Annotated in this window: 9 protein-coding genes; 5 read left to right on the top strand and 4 right to left on the bottom strand. The window is 41.1% G+C overall.

Translation table 11 applies throughout. The annotated features are described in order from the left end of the window. Positions 1 to 54 precede the first annotated feature (54 nt). From RE317_RS05645 to RE317_RS05630, 4 genes are all read right to left on the bottom strand, one after another. A complete protein-coding gene (locus RE317_RS05645) occupies positions 55 to 1,941 on the bottom strand; it encodes a SusD/RagB family nutrient-binding outer membrane lipoprotein (protein ID WP_005850780.1) in 1,887 nt (628 codons plus the stop codon). Between the two features lie 27 nt (positions 1,942 to 1,968). After that, positions 1,969 to 5,379, bottom strand: a complete 3,411-nt coding sequence (locus tag RE317_RS05640) for a SusC/RagA family TonB-linked outer membrane protein (RefSeq protein ID WP_008667530.1) — start codon at positions 5,377 to 5,379, stop codon at positions 1,969 to 1,971. A gap of 621 nt (positions 5,380 to 6,000) precedes the next feature. Continuing rightward, positions 6,001 to 7,707, bottom strand: a complete 1,707-nt coding sequence (locus tag RE317_RS05635; protein WP_008667527.1) for a PNGase F N-terminal domain-containing protein — start codon at positions 7,705 to 7,707, stop codon at positions 6,001 to 6,003. Between the two features lie 78 nt (positions 7,708 to 7,785). Then, positions 7,786 to 8,424, bottom strand: a complete 639-nt coding sequence (locus tag RE317_RS05630) for an HU family DNA-binding protein (RefSeq protein ID WP_005841960.1) — start codon at positions 8,422 to 8,424, stop codon at positions 7,786 to 7,788. Between the two features lie 312 nt (positions 8,425 to 8,736). Between RE317_RS05630 and RE317_RS05625 the strand changes: the two genes are divergently transcribed. The 5 genes from RE317_RS05625 (at position 8,737) to RE317_RS05605 (ending at position 16,977) form a co-directional block, all read left to right on the top strand. Beyond that, positions 8,737 to 9,888 carry a VapE domain-containing protein gene (locus RE317_RS05625; RefSeq protein WP_005850796.1) on the top strand — a complete coding sequence of 384 codons (1,152 nt, stop codon included), beginning with the start codon at positions 8,737 to 8,739 and terminating at the stop codon, positions 9,886 to 9,888. Between the two features lie 336 nt (positions 9,889 to 10,224). Further along, entirely contained in the window at positions 10,225 to 13,509 is a 3,285-nt protein-coding gene (locus RE317_RS05620; protein WP_008667519.1) for a SusC/RagA family TonB-linked outer membrane protein, read from the top strand. A 12-nt stretch (positions 13,510 to 13,521) separates the two neighbouring features. Further along, positions 13,522 to 15,507 (top strand): RagB/SusD family nutrient uptake outer membrane protein, encoded by a 1,986-nt coding sequence (locus RE317_RS05615; RefSeq protein WP_005850800.1) that lies wholly within the window; start codon positions 13,522 to 13,524, stop codon positions 15,505 to 15,507. Positions 15,508 to 15,519: 12 nt separating this feature from the next. Beyond that, positions 15,520 to 16,245 (top strand): hypothetical protein, encoded by a 726-nt coding sequence (locus tag RE317_RS05610; RefSeq protein ID WP_005850802.1) that lies wholly within the window; start codon positions 15,520 to 15,522, stop codon positions 16,243 to 16,245. 84 nt (positions 16,246 to 16,329) lie between these two features. After that, entirely contained in the window at positions 16,330 to 16,977 is a 648-nt protein-coding gene (locus RE317_RS05605; RefSeq protein WP_008667514.1) for a hypothetical protein, read from the top strand. Positions 16,978 to 17,619: the final 642 nt, after the last annotated feature.

Genomic DNA, 17,619 nt, shown 5'->3' with positions numbered 1-17,619 from the left:
TCCCCTTGTTTTTACAGGAAAAACAAGGGGAACTGTTATTCTTTAATTTTATTTTCAGTTCTTCGGTCCTTTGCCAAAATCAGGATTTTCTTTATCCATCCATACACGTTCGTCATGCAAAACTTGTGGATTTTTTGCATTTGTACCTTGATATGTATAACCTTGTGCTTTATATGCAGCGATAGTTATGTCATGTAACTGATCTGATTCCAAAGGCTCCATAACAGCAAATCTTCTAGGGATAGGATAAGAGTCACCCAATTGTTCGTCAAATTCCTTACGCGGTAAAATGGAACTATTCTTCATAGGAACACCAGAACGCATAATGTTAACATATTGATCAATCGGTGCATTAAAATAATGGAGATATTCTTGGATATACACTTTTTCCAAATCAGAAGCTTTATCTCCACTTAAATTATAAGCCTCTTTCTTAAGCAGTTCTGTCAGCCATTCCTCTTGCAGCTTAATGGAAACATCATGAGGGTCATTTACATAAGGACTGTCATAATAAGGTATATGATTCTGACCGGCAACATAATCATATCCTTTTACTGAAGCAGTGATACCGTCTGTAAAATACTCTTGGGCACTTTTTTGTCCATTCCAAGTAGCTCCCAACAGGGTGAATTCAGCCAAGAAGAAATTGGTTTCCGCTGCCGAAAAATACAGACCATACCAGCCATATTGTTGAGTGTCCTGAACCGGAGTAACATCCGGAGCATCCGGATAAGTATATGTCAACAAACCTTTTACCATTTCTTGATTCCGGTAAGTACACGGATAATAGCTTTTCTTGGCACCAGCTGCCGAGTACAAAACAAACAATTGTCCTTTGGGGTCAAAATAATCCTCGTATTTGTCCATCTGTCCTGCACCTATTTCTACAGGAAGACCATAATAACGTACCCAAGGTTCACCTGGACCACCCCATTCTTTAAAGACTTTCTTTCCATTTTTAACCTCAGAAATTACATTCTTTTCTACAAAATCCGGCATTTCTCTTTTTTGATCAAAATAAGCCTGCACAACATTAGAATTGTAGTCATTCTTTTGGAAGAAATAAAGCAAACGCGGATCTTTGTTGTTTACCAAAAAGTCTATAAGATGTTGCGTACCTACTCCTACAGAAAAATCATTATTCCAATTGTTATCGAACTTACCCTTGTTATATACAAAGTCATCATCCGTAGTAGCAATTAAGCCAACAGGACTTTCTGCTACCTGTTTTACTATTTCAAAAGCACGGTTCCGGTCTTTGTTTATCAAACGGGCTGCAATTTTCAATTTCAAAGAATTGGCCAGTTTGCCCCATTTTTTCAAATCACCTTTATAAATAAAGTCCTGATTATTCAAAACATCTTTGATTTCGTTACTGCTCAGATAATTAATAGTCTGGTCCAGTTCTTTCAGCCATACTTCCAAAAGTTCCTCTTGAGTGTCATACTTAGGCAATAACAAAGGAGGATTGGTATATCTGGCTTGTTCTGCTTCTGTATATTGACGTGAGCCATATAGGTCGGCATCTTGGATACTTAAATAAACCAACAAAGGATTACAAAGATATTGGATATATTCATAAGTCGCTTTTTCCTCTTCAGGCAACTGGCTGATTTGATATCGAATCTCATTAGCATAACGAAGAACTTCGTTTACTTCATAACCACAACCATTGGCTTCATCAGTCGGACGATTTGAACGAGTTGTATTACCTCCTGATGAAACTGTTGTTTGCGACCAGGTAGAAAGATCATTAAATCCTCCAAACCACTGTGCATAATCTCCCGGTTGGAAAGAAGCCTCACATTTAGTGAACAGGAAACGAATATCAGGCTTTGTAATAGTAGACGGATCTGAATTTAATTCAGAGAATTCATCTACACAGGAAGTAAACATTACACTTCCTAAAAGCAGTGCGGCTGCTAAAGTTCTATATTTCATTGTTGATAATTCTTTTAAAGTTAACAATTAGAAATTGGCATTAATTGTAAATATGTAACTTGCCGTATAAGGCTCGAAACCACGAATACGGAACTCTGAAGCTGAATTAGAACGTACAGATTCCGGATTCAGGTTATTAGGTAATGAATTATACAGATATCCCAAATTACGTGCACTGAATGACAGGTTCAATCCTTTTGCACCCAGTTTGTGACTGATGCTATTAGGCAAACGATAATTTATAGTAATATTACGCAAAGCGATATAACTCAACTTGTGTACCCAAATGTCATCAATTGTCTGTGCTCCCCATGCATAATTATTTCCATACCATGAACCGGCATGAGTGGGTTCCAGTTTTCCTTCCTGTACTAACTGTGCGTAAGACAGTCCGCTGACATCCATTTTTGTTCCATCCACCAAGGTCGCAATTGTTCCTTCTTTAAAAACACCTTCCGGAATCATACCATCAGTATATTGAATACCTTTGGAATCGGCGTATTGACTAGTCCAAGTCATACCTCCATGTTCCGGGTCACGGTATTGCAAAGAACTTTCTGTCCAACCGGCCTGAGTTCCGTATAAGTTACAGTAAGATGCTACCAAACCTCCAAAACGCATATCCAGTCCGACATTCAAACTTAAATCTTTCCAAGTTAACGTTGTTGCTACAGATCCCAGAAAATCGGGTGTCATGTTGCCCACTACTTCCGCTGTTTTGCTTTGTGCTCTATATGCGCCTCTCCAGCTGTCATCCCACTCCAACAAAGGTACACCGTTTTCATTACGTGCCTGAGTGACATCTGACATCAACACACCATAAGACTCACCGACTTTCGCTACAGAGCCGATATGATAGTCGTATGCGTTTACATAACCGGACAATTCAATATAGTTGGCAACATTAGGATGCAAGGATACAATTTTACTTCTGTTTCGTGTATAAGTGAAGTCCAGATCCCACTGCCAGTCTTTAGTTTTGATAGGAGTGGTATTTAATGCGATTTCAATACCTGAGTTTTGGATATTACCAGCATTTACCAACTGTTGGGTAACACCGGAAATAGCAGGAACATTGATTTTCATAATCTGGTCTGTGGTATTTTCCTTATAATAAGTGAAATCCAAATTCAAACGATTATTAAAAGTACGGAAATCCAAACCTATTTCCCATGAATTCTTACGTTCCGGTTTAAGGTCGGCAATCTTCATCAGTTTGTCCAGTTCATTGGTATAGATATTGCCGTCATACATTTCCATTGTGGCAAAAGAATATGTCTGATTGACAGCGTATGGGTCTGTATCATTACCTACTTGTGCCCATGATGCACGAAGTTTTGCCAAGTTAATCCATGAAGGCATACTTTCGCGGAAAGTTTCATTAATCAACCATGAACCTGATACAGAAGGATAGAAGTATGAGTGATTACCTGTACGATTGGCATATACCAATGCAGAAGACCAGTCATTACGTCCTGTAACATCCAAATAGAATTGATTCTTCCATCCTAAATTTAAAGCAAAAATGGCAGAAATAATTCTTTTGCTGCCCGATATGGTCGATTCGCTCTTTTTAGTCTTTTTTGAGTTTTCCACGAACCATTCTCCAGGCACCACCATTCCTCCGTCAGTTGATACTTTTGAATGTTGGGAAGAGGTGTTGTAATACTCAAATCGTGCGAATCCACCGAGTGAAAAATCTTTTATCTGCTTGCTGGCAGTAAAAGTTCCCCCTACGGTAAATTGTTCTTTTATATCTTGCGTAATACCATAATATCCTCCTTCGTTTGCATAACCGGAACCTAATTGCTTATCTTCTATAGAAGTATAATAACGGTTCATATTAGCGTCTGCTTTAAACTTCAGCCAATCTGTCATCTTTACATTTACTTCAAATGTAGGACGAATAACAGTTTCCTTCCGTACATAATCGTAATTATCTACTTTGAAGAAATAATTTTTAGCGCTGGAAGGAACCGAACCATATTGGTCACCATAGCTGGTACTGGCAATACCACCATGCTCACCTAAATATTTGTTCCGGAAATAATCTACGTCAAATAGCGGGTTAATCACATTGGTATTTGCATTGACAAACAATTCACCCGCATTCAGTTGTGCATTACGCGGTTTTGAGTTGGCAAAGCTAAAAGAAGCAGCAACATCCACCCAATCGTTCAACTTATGGCTAGCTTTCAACAACATGGAGTAACGTTCAAAAGTATTGTTTTCTGTTGTTGATTTGGCATTTTTATAAGATAAAGATGTATAAAATGATGTTTTTTCATTACCACCGCGAATAGAAACATTCGTGTTTGTATTGAACCCTAATTTATATAAATCCAGCATATTATTTTTACGTGGAGAATAGGTAGTCCATGTACCATCATAATTGCGGATTTGAGAGCCATCATATCTAGGACCAAAACCAAAGTTGGGTACTCCTACTAATGTATGTTCCCCATTCTGATTTACTGTAAACTGATGTTCATCCCACATACTTCCATTTTGGTCGGCATCAGATTGTCCCGGCATGTATCCTGGACCATATAAAGTTTGAATATCCGGAGTCTTGAAAGCATGGTCAATACCAAATGTTTGAGAAACGCTGATACCCAGCCCTTGTGTACCCTTACCGGATTTGGTGGTGATTACAACCGCACCATTCAAACCGCGGGAACCATACAATGCTGTTGCCGCAGCACCTTTCAATACTGATACAGTTTCAAAATCATCAGGATTTAAGTTTTTCAACTCATTACCATAGTCGCTGGCGTTGTTGGCACCTGCGTCCCAGTCTGCTGTCGTATTACCAGATACACCGTTATCCAGAATCACTCCATCCACCACATAGATAGGCTGGTTGTTGGAACTTAAGGTTGAAGCTCCACGAATCTGTATCTTGGTACCACCAAATAAACCACCATCTGATCCTGAGATTTCAACACCGGCTACTTTACCTTGCAATGCGGCTACCGGAGAAATGGTATTGGCAGCTTTTAATTCATCTCCCTTCACTTCAGTAACTGCATATCCCAAAGCTTTTTCTTCACGCTTCAATCCCAAAGCTGTAACCACAACTTCACCTAACTGTTGCGTATCATCTTTTAAAGTTACATCGATAGGCTGTCCGGTCCATTTTACTTCCTGTGTCTGATATCCTACAAAAGAAATAACAATGATATCTCCTTTTTTTACATTTGACAAAGAAAAGTCACCGTCAAGTCCGGTAATAGTACCATTAGTCGTACCTTTTACTACTACAGATGCACCAATGACAGTTTCACCCGTAGCATCCTTGACAATTCCTGTACATGTACCACTTTGTTGTGTGATTTTCACATCGGTAACGCCGGGATTGGCGACCGCGTATGCTGCTCCGGTAGAGGCACCCATTAGGAACAGCAACATACTGACTGATTTTAGTCGTTTTAACATAGCTGTGATTTTTTAAGTTTATTGAAAATCAAGTAATTACATTTTCTTAGTTCCTTCAGAACTATGTTTTTCAATTTAATTTAGATTAACGGTGCAAATATATAACAATTTTAATATATATAAAGAATCTATTGAAAAATATTTTTAATATGCTCTGATTTTTAACGTTTGAGATATCTGGAGCCCCCTATTTAAAGAGAGAACCGATAACTTTCACAGAACTTTCTTGAAATGATTTATATTGTTTTTCCATCGAATATTTACCGTTTGTTTGGTAGTCGGTAGAAAACAGGTAACGCATATTGGGATAAGAACCAAAGGAAAAAAGGTAATGCCAGTCCATGCCGTTGGTGTATTGCCAGAGAAAATATTCCTTTTTTATATAGGCAGTATTGCAGACAACAATCAAAAGATGAAAGGAAAGAAGGAATATGAAAGGAAGAACGGAAGAGGGAAAGAAGTCCAAACAAACTGTAGGCTGTAATTTTAAGTCCTTGAACTTGCCCATGTGACAACTTGCCCAAGGACAAGATTGTCCTTTGAGGAGATAGAAAAGTTGGAACATTCCTTGTCCTGCGGTGACAGAAACATTTCTGTTATCGCAGGACAAAGGAATTTACATTAATAAATAAGCGTACCTGAGATACACCAATAACTATTGCTTCCCCCTTCGGGAGCACCCTGCGGTATTTTTACGGTGATGCTGTGTTCACCCGCTTCCAGATCACCCAAATAGATGTATTCGGGATTGGTCACCGTACCCGGACACCAGTTGGAACGGCTCAAGTCGGAAGAGCTCAGTCCATTGGAGAAATTACCCGAACAAGGATTCCAGTTACGATAAGTTCCACAATCATCCCGCCAAGGTACGAAAGAGATCACCTTTTCACCGTCCAAATAGAGAGTGTTCGGTTTCTGGTTGAACTCATCACCGCCTCCCCAACCGCCATGTCCCGTGGTGAGGTAGTACAGACGGGCGTTCTTGGCAGGCTCCTTCAAGGTGAACTTTACGGTCAGAGAATCCTGACGCATGAAAATCGGATAAGGCTGTCCTGCCTGCTCCAGATAATTCACTGTATTGAACAGCGGAAGAGTATTATAAACCCGATGTTCTTCATCAGGATAATACTTCAGTTTCAACGACAAACGATGTCCTTTGGCATCCCAGTTGCCGATGTAAGCGCCAATCCAAGCTTCCCCTTCCAATTTTTCGGCCAGTGGAGTTACCTCCATTTTGTAAAGTACGGAGTCCACCCAGTCCTGTCCCTTCACCTTATTATAATTGAACTTGCGCACACCGAAACCGGTGAAGAAACGCATCAACTCTAAAGGCGCATCATACTCCGCTGTGGAAATCAGCCCGTGGTAGTCCGTATTTTCCGAGCAGAAAGAGGGAACTTTCTTCAAATCACGTATGGCATCAAGAAAAGACAGCTGCTTGCCTTCCGGTATCAGAAAGACAGAACCGGTGCGGTCGTAAGCATCACCGTCCGAGTATTGGACAACTTCCGCAAAGACGGTACGATTCTTCACATAGTCGGGCAGCTTCACTTTCTTCAACAGGATGGTGCCGCCTCCGGCACTGTATTGTACGCCATCCTCCAGTACTTCGGGCAATTTAGCGTTGTTGAAGCAGATGCTCTGCTGGTCGAAGACCGGAATTGTGATAACTCCGCTTTGGTTGATGGTATATTGGTAGTCGGCCGCATCCATGCTTTCCCCCCACGACTGTGGCAACACATCCTTTCCTTTCTTCAGCGGGGTAATATGGGTGGCTTCCTGAATCATGTCACCGTTTCGCACGACTCTCAGTACCAATCCGTCAGGTACACCCACATTGGCTTGCGGAGTACCACGAAAAGGGATGTCGTTGGTATACCACACCTCGATGGTGTTGGAATTGATGGATGTGCGCAAAATTTTGCAGTTCATCCCTAAGTGTTTTCCTTCGCCCGTTTGCGTGAAACCTTTGCCGAATTCGAAGGGAGTGACCGCAGATATCACTTGTCCGTTAGGTAGTTCAGCCCTGCGGTATGCCTGCCGGGTAGTGTAGTCTATGTAACTGCCGGTTACAGGTGTCTTGTCTTCCGGGCGGGGATTGGGACGGTCGTTTTGCTCCGGCCATACGTTGGTCAATGATACGCGGTCACCGGACACGGTCATCAACAGATGCCCCGGCCGGGCTTTCCCTTTGTAATTCGATTGGTAGGTCACCTCGATACCTTGTGCATTCTTCACTTTTCCAGGGTAGTTCTGCGCGCAGACCGTCCCGGTGCTAAGCAGGAAGCACAAGCCGATTCCTACGTTTTTCAAGATGGTTCTTTTCATTTTTTCTTATTTTAAAGTATGATATAACAATTCATTTTACATGAAACACAAAATTCTCCCTTCACCCTATCCGGCTCGTTACCAGCGATCTGCCGTGTAGGAACGTCCGTAATGCCCTTTAACCGGTATGTAGGCAGTGGCATTTTTGTAGCCCTCGCGTTGTAATGACGGATGGGCTCCTTGGGTCAGTGCCTGTAGGCGGCGGTATGCGGTAGAACGGGTCATTCCGCAGACCTGCTGCATCCGGGCGCAGGTGATACTGCGATGATCTTTAAAATATTCACTCAGCAGCCCGTCTACTTCGATAGGCGACAAGTCCACCGTGTGCACCTTGTATCGTTCTCTTACAAAATGTGCCCGGCTTATAATACTCTTCTTGAAACTTTTCTCAGGCTGGAAGTTGACTCCTGTTATCTGTACTGTGCCACGGGTCATCTTCTTAGGATTTTCACTTTCTGTGGAGCCGATACTGACAGAGAAATACCCTAATCCGTTGATATGGATTCGTTTGCCGTCACCTAATTTCTCGGACAGAATATCTATCAGTCCCTCTACCACTGCCGCCCAGTCCGAACGGCTTACTGAAGTATAAAGCGTAGCCTCGTGTATCAAGTCCTTCGAGTGGATGGTCTGCTTGTTGGTGTTTCTCACATGGTATTTTTTCTTTTCCCCGTCATTTGCCGGAGATTCATAGATATCAAATTTAATGTCTGACATAATGTACTATGTATTTGTTTTATTTATAGGATGTTATCGTGCAAACTTACAGAACATTCTGTTGCTTCACCTTAGTGAAGCGGCAGTTTCACCCGTGTGGCAATGGCTCTTCACTAAAGTGAGTAGGCAACTTCACGTCAGTGAGAACCCAGATTCTTCCGGACGAAGGTACGGATTCTTTCGTCCTCTTGCAAAGATTCTGCCATAAATGTTTCACACGTTGGATTTATTTTAATTTGTCGGGCAAAGTTCTTGCAAAACCCTGTTTTGCAGAACTATCTTCACACCTCAAATCAATAAAAAACAGATTTAATGGAAAAAGAAAAAGACTCAAAACTGAAACAAGCCATGAAAGGGCTTGATTCGTTCCTCACCACTCATTATTCCTTTCGTTACAACCAAATAACAGAACAATGCGAATTTCATGACAAGCACAAGTTCGATAAATACCGTGTGGTGGATGAGCGAGAATTCAACACATTGGTTATTAATGCAATAGAGGAAGGCGTGAACTGTATGGACCGTGATATGCGCCGTTATCTGGGTTCGTCACGCATTCCTTCTTTTCACCCCGTGACAGCCTATTTGGAACATCTGCCACACTGGGACGGGCACGACAGAGTAAGCGAGCTGGCACACTCGGTAAGCGATGAAACGCAATGGGTGGAGGTGTTTCATATCTGGATGCTGGGCATGGTGATGCAATGGAGCGGTAAAAACCGGATGCATGGCAACTGCCTGATTCCCATTTTGGTTAATCCCCTTCAGGGCCTGAAGAAGTCTACCTTTTGCCGGTCGCTCCTTCCACCAGCGTTACGTGGATATTATACCGATGACTTCGATGTGACCCGCGAGGGGGATGCCCTGCGCAAAATGCGCTCTTTGGCTCTTATCAATATAGACGAATTCAATCGGATGGAAGAAGGTAAACTGGCACGGCTGAAGAATCTAGTCCAAATGAGCGGTCTTAGTATGCGCCGTCCGTTTCAAAGCAGCTATAGCCAGCAACCGCGCCTTAGTTCATTTATTGGCACTTCCAATTTTTGCGATCTGCTGACCGATTCTTCCGGTAACCGCCGTTTTTATCCGGTGATGACCAAAGGGAGTATCCGTTTGCCTCGCATCAATTATAAACAACTTTATGCTCAGTTAAGAGATGAACTAAAACATAACCGCCGCTATTGGCTCTCACCCAAAGAAGAACAGGCTGTCAGCTTGCGTAATGACGCATTTTTGCGCCGTCCCATAGAGGAAAGCCTCTTTTATAGCTGCTTCAGTCTGCCCCGGGATGGGGAGAAGTTTCAAAGATGGACTATCGGCCAGATTTATGAAGTGATGAAAAAAGCCAGTCCTGAAACCATGCGTGATGTCAAGATGAGAGCCTTCGGAAAACATTTGGCTCTGATGGGAGTGAAGAAATTACATACCCGCTATGGTGACCAGTATCTGCTGAACCGGCTCTAACTGATAAACCATTTAGAGGAAATACTGAAAGTTCTGTCACCATATAATATTGAAGTCCAGCGATATGTGGTGACAGAATAAAAAGTATTACAATACAATATTTATTAATCCTATCCTAATTTAAATTTGACTATGGTAACGGGATGGTAGCTAGTAGAAAACTGGTAGAAATCGCAAATTTATTTCCTGTTTGTAAATTCAAGGACAAAGATCATCTTAAAATTACCAAAGTACATATGCTTTGATTATCAGATACATAGCTGCAAGAGTAGTTCTGAAGGAACTAAGGAAACGGAATTACTTGATTTTCAATAAACTTTAAAAAAAATCACAGCTATGTTAAAACGACTAAAATCAGTCAGTATGTTGCTGTTCCTAATGGGTGCCTCTACAGGAGCAGCATACGCGGTCGCCAATCCCGGCGTTGCCGATGTGAAAATCACACAACAGACAGGGACGTGTAAGGGAGTCGTAGTAGATGCTACAGGTGAAACCGTTATCGGTGCGTCTGTAGTAGTGAAAGGTACGACCAATGGTACTATTACCGGTATTGATGGTGACTTTTCCTTGTCAGGTGTTAAACAAGGAGATGTTATCCAAGTTTCCTTTGTGGGATATCTTACCCAAGAGATTAAATTTAAAGGAGAATCTTTAAAAATTATTCTTCAAGAAGATTCACAAACTCTTCAAGAAGTGGTTGTAGTAGGTTATGGTGGTGTTCAGAAAGCCAAAACAATGACTGCATCTGCCGCTACCGTAAAGATGTCCGAATTGGCAAAGTTACCGGTTGCTTCTATGTCCGAAGGGTTGGGAGGACGTGTTACCGGTGTGGTAACTCAACAGGCTTCCGGTGCGCCGGGTGAAAACGCCAGAATTTGGATTCGAGGCGGTGAAAATATCTTGTATGTCATTGACGATGTCGTGATGGATTCGGGGCAAGGTAATGAGTTTTTCAATCGCTTGCGTCCGGATGATATCGCTTCCATGTCAATCTTGAAAGACGCTGCTGCAACTGCCGTATATGGTCCGCGTGCCGCTAATGGTGTAGTAGTGATTGCTACCAAGCGTGGACAGGAAGGCGCGCCTACCATTACTTTAAACCAAAAAGTGTCTATCATGACTCCTGCTTATCGTCCCAAAGGATTGAGTAGTTACGAGTACGCATTGGCACGTAATGAAGCGGAATTGGCAAGTTTCCAGGAGAGTCCGACTTTTAATGATACAGAACTTTCTAAATATTATATGGGCGATCTGTGGCAGAAAGGATACGGATTTGAAGAAATCCGTAACCTGGTGAACGAAAGATATAATTTAGGGTATTCTTTGCAAGACATCAACGACTTGTTCGATCCGTTAAAGACACAAGGTAAAAATATCCAGGACTACTATTCTTCTTACGACCCATGGGATATGTTTGATCATACACAGCCAATGTATCAAACTAATGTCAGCCTGCGTGGTGGTGGCGAACGTATCAAATATTATTCAAGTTTGGGATATATGAAGCAAAATGGTGTCAGTGATAAATATTCATACGAACAGGTGAACATGATTTTGAACACAGACGCCATGTTGTTGAGCGACAAGAGTTTGAAATTTACTTTCAACTTGAACGGTAATACTTCTAACAACAATAAACCTGCCGATGGTGAAGGTGTGTTCAACAATGCCATGTATGGTGACTGGATGCCTAAGAGGCCGGCTGCCTGGAGTACCGGACTGCCAAGAAAGGGATCTGTGGAGGCGCAGTTGAACAACGGTTTCAACAATACAGAATCTTATCGCTTCCAGATGAATGCAGCTTTGAAATGGAGTGTGCCTTGGGTGGAAGGCTTGTCTGCACAGGCTAGCTTGAACTTCACTACTTCTTATTATCATCAGCGTCATTTTAACCATGATCAGGAAGGCGTTTATGACAATCCGTATGCTACTGCCGTTTCTTCCTATAATCCTGAAAACGCCAACTTATATGAAAAATGGAATAAGTATAAGTTGTTGACCGGCATTTTCCAGATTGATTATACCCGTTCTTTCGGAAAGCATAATCTATCTGCTATGGTGAACTATCAAAGTCAGGTAAGAAAGAGCAATTGGACGGATGCAAAGAAAAAAGGATATCCTACCACTTTGGCTCCGCAGCTTGATCTAGGCGGTACATTAGTTTCTGCCGGTGGCTCTGCTGAAGAATGGGGTTCTGCTTCTTACATCGGGCGTTTTACTTACGACTATGACAATAAGTACCTGTTCCAATACAGTGCTAACTACAATGGTTCTTTGAGTTATAGCCCGGATAAACGTTGGGGATATTTTCAGGCTTTCTCATTGGGTTGGGTGATGTCCGATGAAGTTTGGTTCAAGAATTTGGTGAATCCGAACATTGTTAATATGATAAAATTACGTGGCGGATTTGGATTGGTAGGTAATGAAGTGGGAAGTCCATTTTCTTTCCTTACCCAATATGCGCAGAGTTCAAACCGCATATTGTTTGGAGAAAATATGGCTTCTAATGTAGGATGGTACGAGTCTGATGTAGCAAACAATTTACAATGGTCCAGCAGTAAGCAGTATGGTATTGGTCTGGATTTCGGCTTTTTGAAAGACCGCTTGACAGGATCATTCGATACGTTTTTATATTTGAACAAAGGAGATGTGATGGACATGACTGATGATATGATTCGGGTAGATATTTTAGGTATGCCGAACACTCCGAAAATTAATGCTCCGTACACTACTTCACGAAAAGGAGGTTTCGAAGTTTCGTTGAACTGGCAAGACAAGATTGGCAAAGTCGGTTATCGTGTGGGAGTAAACTATTCTTATTGGGATGAACGGGTGACTCGCCATAGCAGCTCTGATTCGGACTGGTGGACTCCGACATTCGACAATATCGGCAAACGTCCTTATGTAACAAACGGAGAATCTATAACATATCCTTATGGGTTGAAGACCAATGGATTACACGGGTCATGGCAAAATATGTATAATTCCTTATTACACGCTAACAATAATATGACTTTGGGAACTCCGGCTTTGGTGGACTTAAATGGTGATGGTCGTGTAAATGATTACTATGTGTTCAATGCGGAAGGGTCTACTCCACATACTCAATTTGGTGTTACTTTAGGAGCCGACTGGAACGGATTCGATCTGGAACTGTTCTTCCAAGGAGCAACCGGTGCAAGGGGAGCTATGCCTTCTCCGCTCCGCAGCCAACAAAGCTATATGTGGAATTACGGACAATACGCGTTCCAGAATGCATATACACCGAGCAACCCTGATGTAGACGCTGCTCTTCCAACTCCGGTTCCTGAAGGCAATGGATTTGGATATAGTTACATTGACATCTGGTCTTTTGATGCCTCTTACCTGAAACTGAAAAATATCAGTTTACGTTATGACTTAAAACGTTCGGTTTTGAAAAATCTACCAGTTATTCAAGGATTGGATTTAAGTTTCGTTGTGACTAACGCATTTACTTGGACTAAAAAATCTTATCCACTGAAAGATTTGCAGGATCCCGAATTCATTACTACAGGTGCTTCTATCTATAATAACAATGGTACTTTGGGAAGCTATCCTACCCAGCGTTCTTATACTTTGGGCGTAACAGTAACTTTATAAAACTTGGTTAATATGAAACGTAAAAATAAAACAACTAAATATATTCTGGCCGGGTTATTTCTTTCTTCGATGATGGGAGTAACAACTGCATGTGATCCGTTAGGAATAGAACCTACAACAAAAGTGGATGAAGAACGCTTTTGGGAAAATCCTCAATTGGCTCGTTCTTATGTGAACAATTTCTATTTCATATCCCAATCGGCATCTGGTGACACCTTCCAGTCAGAACAGTGGTCAGATAACTGTCAGGGAAACTATGAACAGGACTGGGATACGTATCGACAGTACAATTTTAACAAACGTACTTATGATGAAAATAATGGTATCACTTGTTTCAGCGCCCCATGGAGTGGAGCTTATAAAAACATTCGTGCTGTAAATCTTGGAATTGAAAAAATTTCTTCCAGCAGCATATTGACAGAAGCTCAGAAGAACCAATTCTTGGGTGAATGTTACTTTTTCCGTGCTTTTATTTATTTTGACATGGAAAAGTTTTGGGGAAGCGTTCCTTATGTAGACAAAGCGTTAACGATTGAAGATGAAACCTATTTGCCTCGTACTAAACGCGAAACTATTTTCGACAATATTCTAGACGATTTGCAGAAATCCGTAGATTATTTTAAAGCTTATGGTGGAACGCATACGCTTGGTATGGTAAATGAAGATGTAGCTAACGCATACATCTCGCGCGTGGCTTTATATGCAGCCAATGCGGCCGATGCTTCAGCCAAAGGTCTATATTCGGATGACGCTGAAGGCTTGTTCAAGTTTGAGAAGAATGCAAATCATTATTATGAATTGGCTTATAATGCAGCTAAAGGATTGATAGGCAAGTACAGTTTGGAACCGAATTATGAGGATCTGTTCACAAAAACAGAGTCACATACAAGCGTTGAGTCAATTTGGCCGGTCATGTTTAAAGAAAACCAACGTAGTGGTTTCAATCCAACTGCAAAGAACGGACCTGACGGGAATTATTATGGAGCAACCGAAGATGCGACTTATTCTTACGGGCGTCGTTCAGGTTTATTTCCTACACAGGATTTGGTAGACTGTTATTTACAGAAAGATGACGCTGATGGCAAATGGAAAAATTGGTGGGAAACTTCACAGGCAAAAGCCATGGGAATCCATAGAAATGCAGAAGGAGAATTAGAAGGAGAATCTGCTAATTATCGCGATATGTTCAAGAATCGCGATAGCCGCTTCTATTCCACAGTTACTTACGATGGAGCATATATGGGACCGGAAGAAGAACGTTATATTATTCAAACTTGGATTGACAATACTACACTAGATGAAAAGACCTTAAAATACAGTGCTTTACATTCTGGGTATAGAGTGATGGAAAATTTAAATTCCGCACCAATCAACCGAGCTTCCGCACAAACAATAACTGGTTATTATTCAAGGAAGTACTCTCAGTTTAATAAAATCAATACGGACGGGACTTTGGATTTTGACACCCAGCGTCAGACTTGCTATTTCAATGTACGGTATGCGGAAGTGTTGCTGAATTGTGCCGAGGCAAGTATTAAACTAGGCAAGACCGATGCGGCAGGCTATATCAATGAAATCCGTAATCGTGCCGGATTGCCTAATTATGACGGCAATGATTTGTGGAATGAAATGAAACTGCAACGTCGTTTGGAATTTGCATTTGAATGTCCGGGCTTCCGTTATTTCGATTTATTGCGTTGGGGGGAAGCAGAAGGCAAAACGACTATTGAAGAGTTGAATACTCCTTCCAGAGGATTATGGATTTTCCGTAAAGGTATGGAAAGCGAAAAGGCTGGTGAGAATGGTTATCCTGTAGAGCCGGGTGGTGAAGGATATTTTACTCCTAAATTCCAGACTTTTGAGATGCCGTATTCTTATTATGAAAGAAAGTTTGATGATGCAAGATACTACTTTGTACCATTTTCACAGTCCATGTTGAGAGACTATACACAATTGCAACAGAATCCGGGATGGAAAAACTTCAACTATAACAATTAAAAAAAGATAGTTATGATGAATAAATTGCTAAATAAAATATGTATAGGTGCAGCTGTGTTGTGCAGTGCATCAGTTATTTCTAGTTGTACTGCCGGATTGACTTATGAAGAGGCACCGGAATCTGTTTATTCAGAAGTAGGGGTAAGCAAAATCGAGTTAAAAGCCCGGGAATTGTTTAATGACAAGATTTATGCAGTTAACTGGAACAAATGGGTGGACAATTATATTGATACTCGTTTGATTGGAAGTTCTGACGTTTTTACGTGGGTTAACAGAACTGGAGCTCCCTATACCATGCCGGATGGGAAAGTTGTGGCTGCCGGAGAATCAATAAAAGTGGAAGGGTCGGAAACAATAGAATCCGATAGCAGTGCGCCTGATGGCAAGGTATATGTATTAAACGTATATGCCGCTTCGGATGTACAATATTCGACAGCTAACAAGGGGTTCTTGTTTGATGGCAGCAAGTTTTCCGGTGACTTTGAATTGGTGAATCCTGTTGATAACCGTTCACAATATGTAGTTCTTCCTGTTAGAAAGAATGAAATCATAGGTGAACTTTATCTGGTAAGCTATTCTGTCTGTACGGTAGAACCCGTAGGTGACTCTCCTAAATTGGGTATGCCGGGAGATTTTACCAAGCCTCGTCGTTATCTGGTGAAGAATATCGCTCATCGCCCTGCTGGAGTGGAGCAACATCAGCGTATGTATGAAGTACGTGTTACTTTCCTTCCGTAACGCAGGTGAATTCTTTTTTATAATAAATGAAAGGGTGGGCTTCAGGCTCACCCTTTCTTGAGATAAACAATTAACTGAAAATATATGAGACTGATTTTATGTTGGTTAGGGATATGGATATTTTGTGTGGGTCTGTTTGCGCAAAATACTAAGGACAATTCCTCTTATCTGTTTGATGAATTTCAAGATTGCTTGATTGTATATAAAGATGGAAGACAGTTTACGGCTCCGGTCAATTATGATCTGATAAAGAAACATTATGTCTTTAAAGATCCGGAACAACAAGAAAAGGAGTTTTCTGATCCGGAATTGATAGCGGTGCTTCGCATAGGCAACAGAAGTTTCTTGATAGGAAAGCAAGAAGCGATAGAGGTAATCCAAGCTCAGCCCAAATTCAATGTAATCTATACAGGTGATACACGAAGAGCTCCCAAAAAGATTTCGTATGGAGGAACTACACAAACGGCTTCCGTGGATAACTATTCAGGATTAACAGGTACAGGGTTATCCGGTGGCATACAGGACGCCCAACGTATTGTTACCGGAATTAATAAAATGTACGAAGTTGGTGTGGGTAAAAAAACGAAACGCTTTTATAACAAGAAGAGTTTTTTAAAGCTTTTCCCTAAAAAACAACAAATCCGATGGAACCGATACATCGAAGAAAATAAGATAGATTTCGGTTCTGTGGATCAGGTGTTCAAGCTCTTTCAAGTTTCTATTTCACACTAAGCATTTTTAAATAAGGTGTGTCGTACACGCAGGCGACACACCTTATTTAAAACAACCTGATTAAGTCTATATTCAAAAACTCTTTTTCCCGATATTCTGTTTGCTCCTATGATAAAGCAACGTAAAGGATGAAACATTTGCAACGGATTCGATCCACTTGTTCCAATGTTGCGGAAGGGGCGCTCGGCTTTAAAGAAGTTACCGGCATATAAGCTGTATAAGGTGTTGTCGTACACTTGATATTGGGGAATAGGTATATAATGTATCATCATTGACACATTTCTACAGATTGATCTGAAAAACAACGCAGGTTTAGTAATTGCAGATATTCTACCAGTGTGATTACATTTCCGACATTTTGTTCTAAAATCATTTGACTTTCTGATTCTGACAAAGCGTATTACGCATGGATTGTAGCTCACTTAACATTCATGAAATTCTTTAAAAGGAGCTGCTTATTTGACATATCTCCGTTTTTTTGCTGATTATCTATTGACTTTCAAAAATAGTTCTTTTGGAACTATGATAATATATAAATATCTGGAAATCACTATATTAAAATAATAGGCATACAGAATGAATATGTAAATAAGGGAAATAGAAGCAGTTAGCAGAGGATTTTTTCTATTTATTTTCTACTGT

The sequence above is a fragment of the Phocaeicola sp. GP0067 genome (assembly GCF_031119655.1).
GTDB lineage: Bacteria > Bacteroidota > Bacteroidia > Bacteroidales > Bacteroidaceae > Phocaeicola > Phocaeicola vulgatus.
The sequence above is the reverse complement of the archived record's forward strand: the minus strand, read 5'-3'. Positions and strand labels throughout refer to the sequence as shown.

Bases quoted from the DNA above. Each gene is read 5' to 3' on its own strand.
- RE317_RS05640 (WP_008667530.1), bottom strand. From the start codon at position 5,379: ATGTTAAAACGACTAAAATCAGTCAGTATGTTGCTGTTCCTAATGGGT.
- RE317_RS05630 (WP_005841960.1), bottom strand. From the start codon at position 8,424: ATGTCAGACATTAAATTTGATATCTATGAATCTCCGGCAAATGACGGG.
- RE317_RS05625 (WP_005850796.1), top strand. From the start codon at position 8,737: ATGGAAAAAGAAAAAGACTCAAAACTGAAACAAGCCATGAAAGGGCTT.
- RE317_RS05645 (WP_005850780.1), bottom strand. From the start codon at position 1,941: ATGAAATATAGAACTTTAGCAGCCGCACTGCTTTTAGGAAGTGTAATG.
- RE317_RS05610 (WP_005850802.1), top strand. From the start codon at position 15,520: ATGATGAATAAATTGCTAAATAAAATATGTATAGGTGCAGCTGTGTTG.
- RE317_RS05615 (WP_005850800.1), top strand. From the start codon at position 13,522: ATGAAACGTAAAAATAAAACAACTAAATATATTCTGGCCGGGTTATTT.
- RE317_RS05605 (WP_008667514.1), top strand. From the start codon at position 16,330: ATGAGACTGATTTTATGTTGGTTAGGGATATGGATATTTTGTGTGGGT.
- RE317_RS05635 (WP_008667527.1), bottom strand. From the start codon at position 7,707: ATGAAAAGAACCATCTTGAAAAACGTAGGAATCGGCTTGTGCTTCCTG.
- RE317_RS05620 (WP_008667519.1), top strand. From the start codon at position 10,225: ATGTTAAAACGACTAAAATCAGTCAGTATGTTGCTGTTCCTAATGGGT.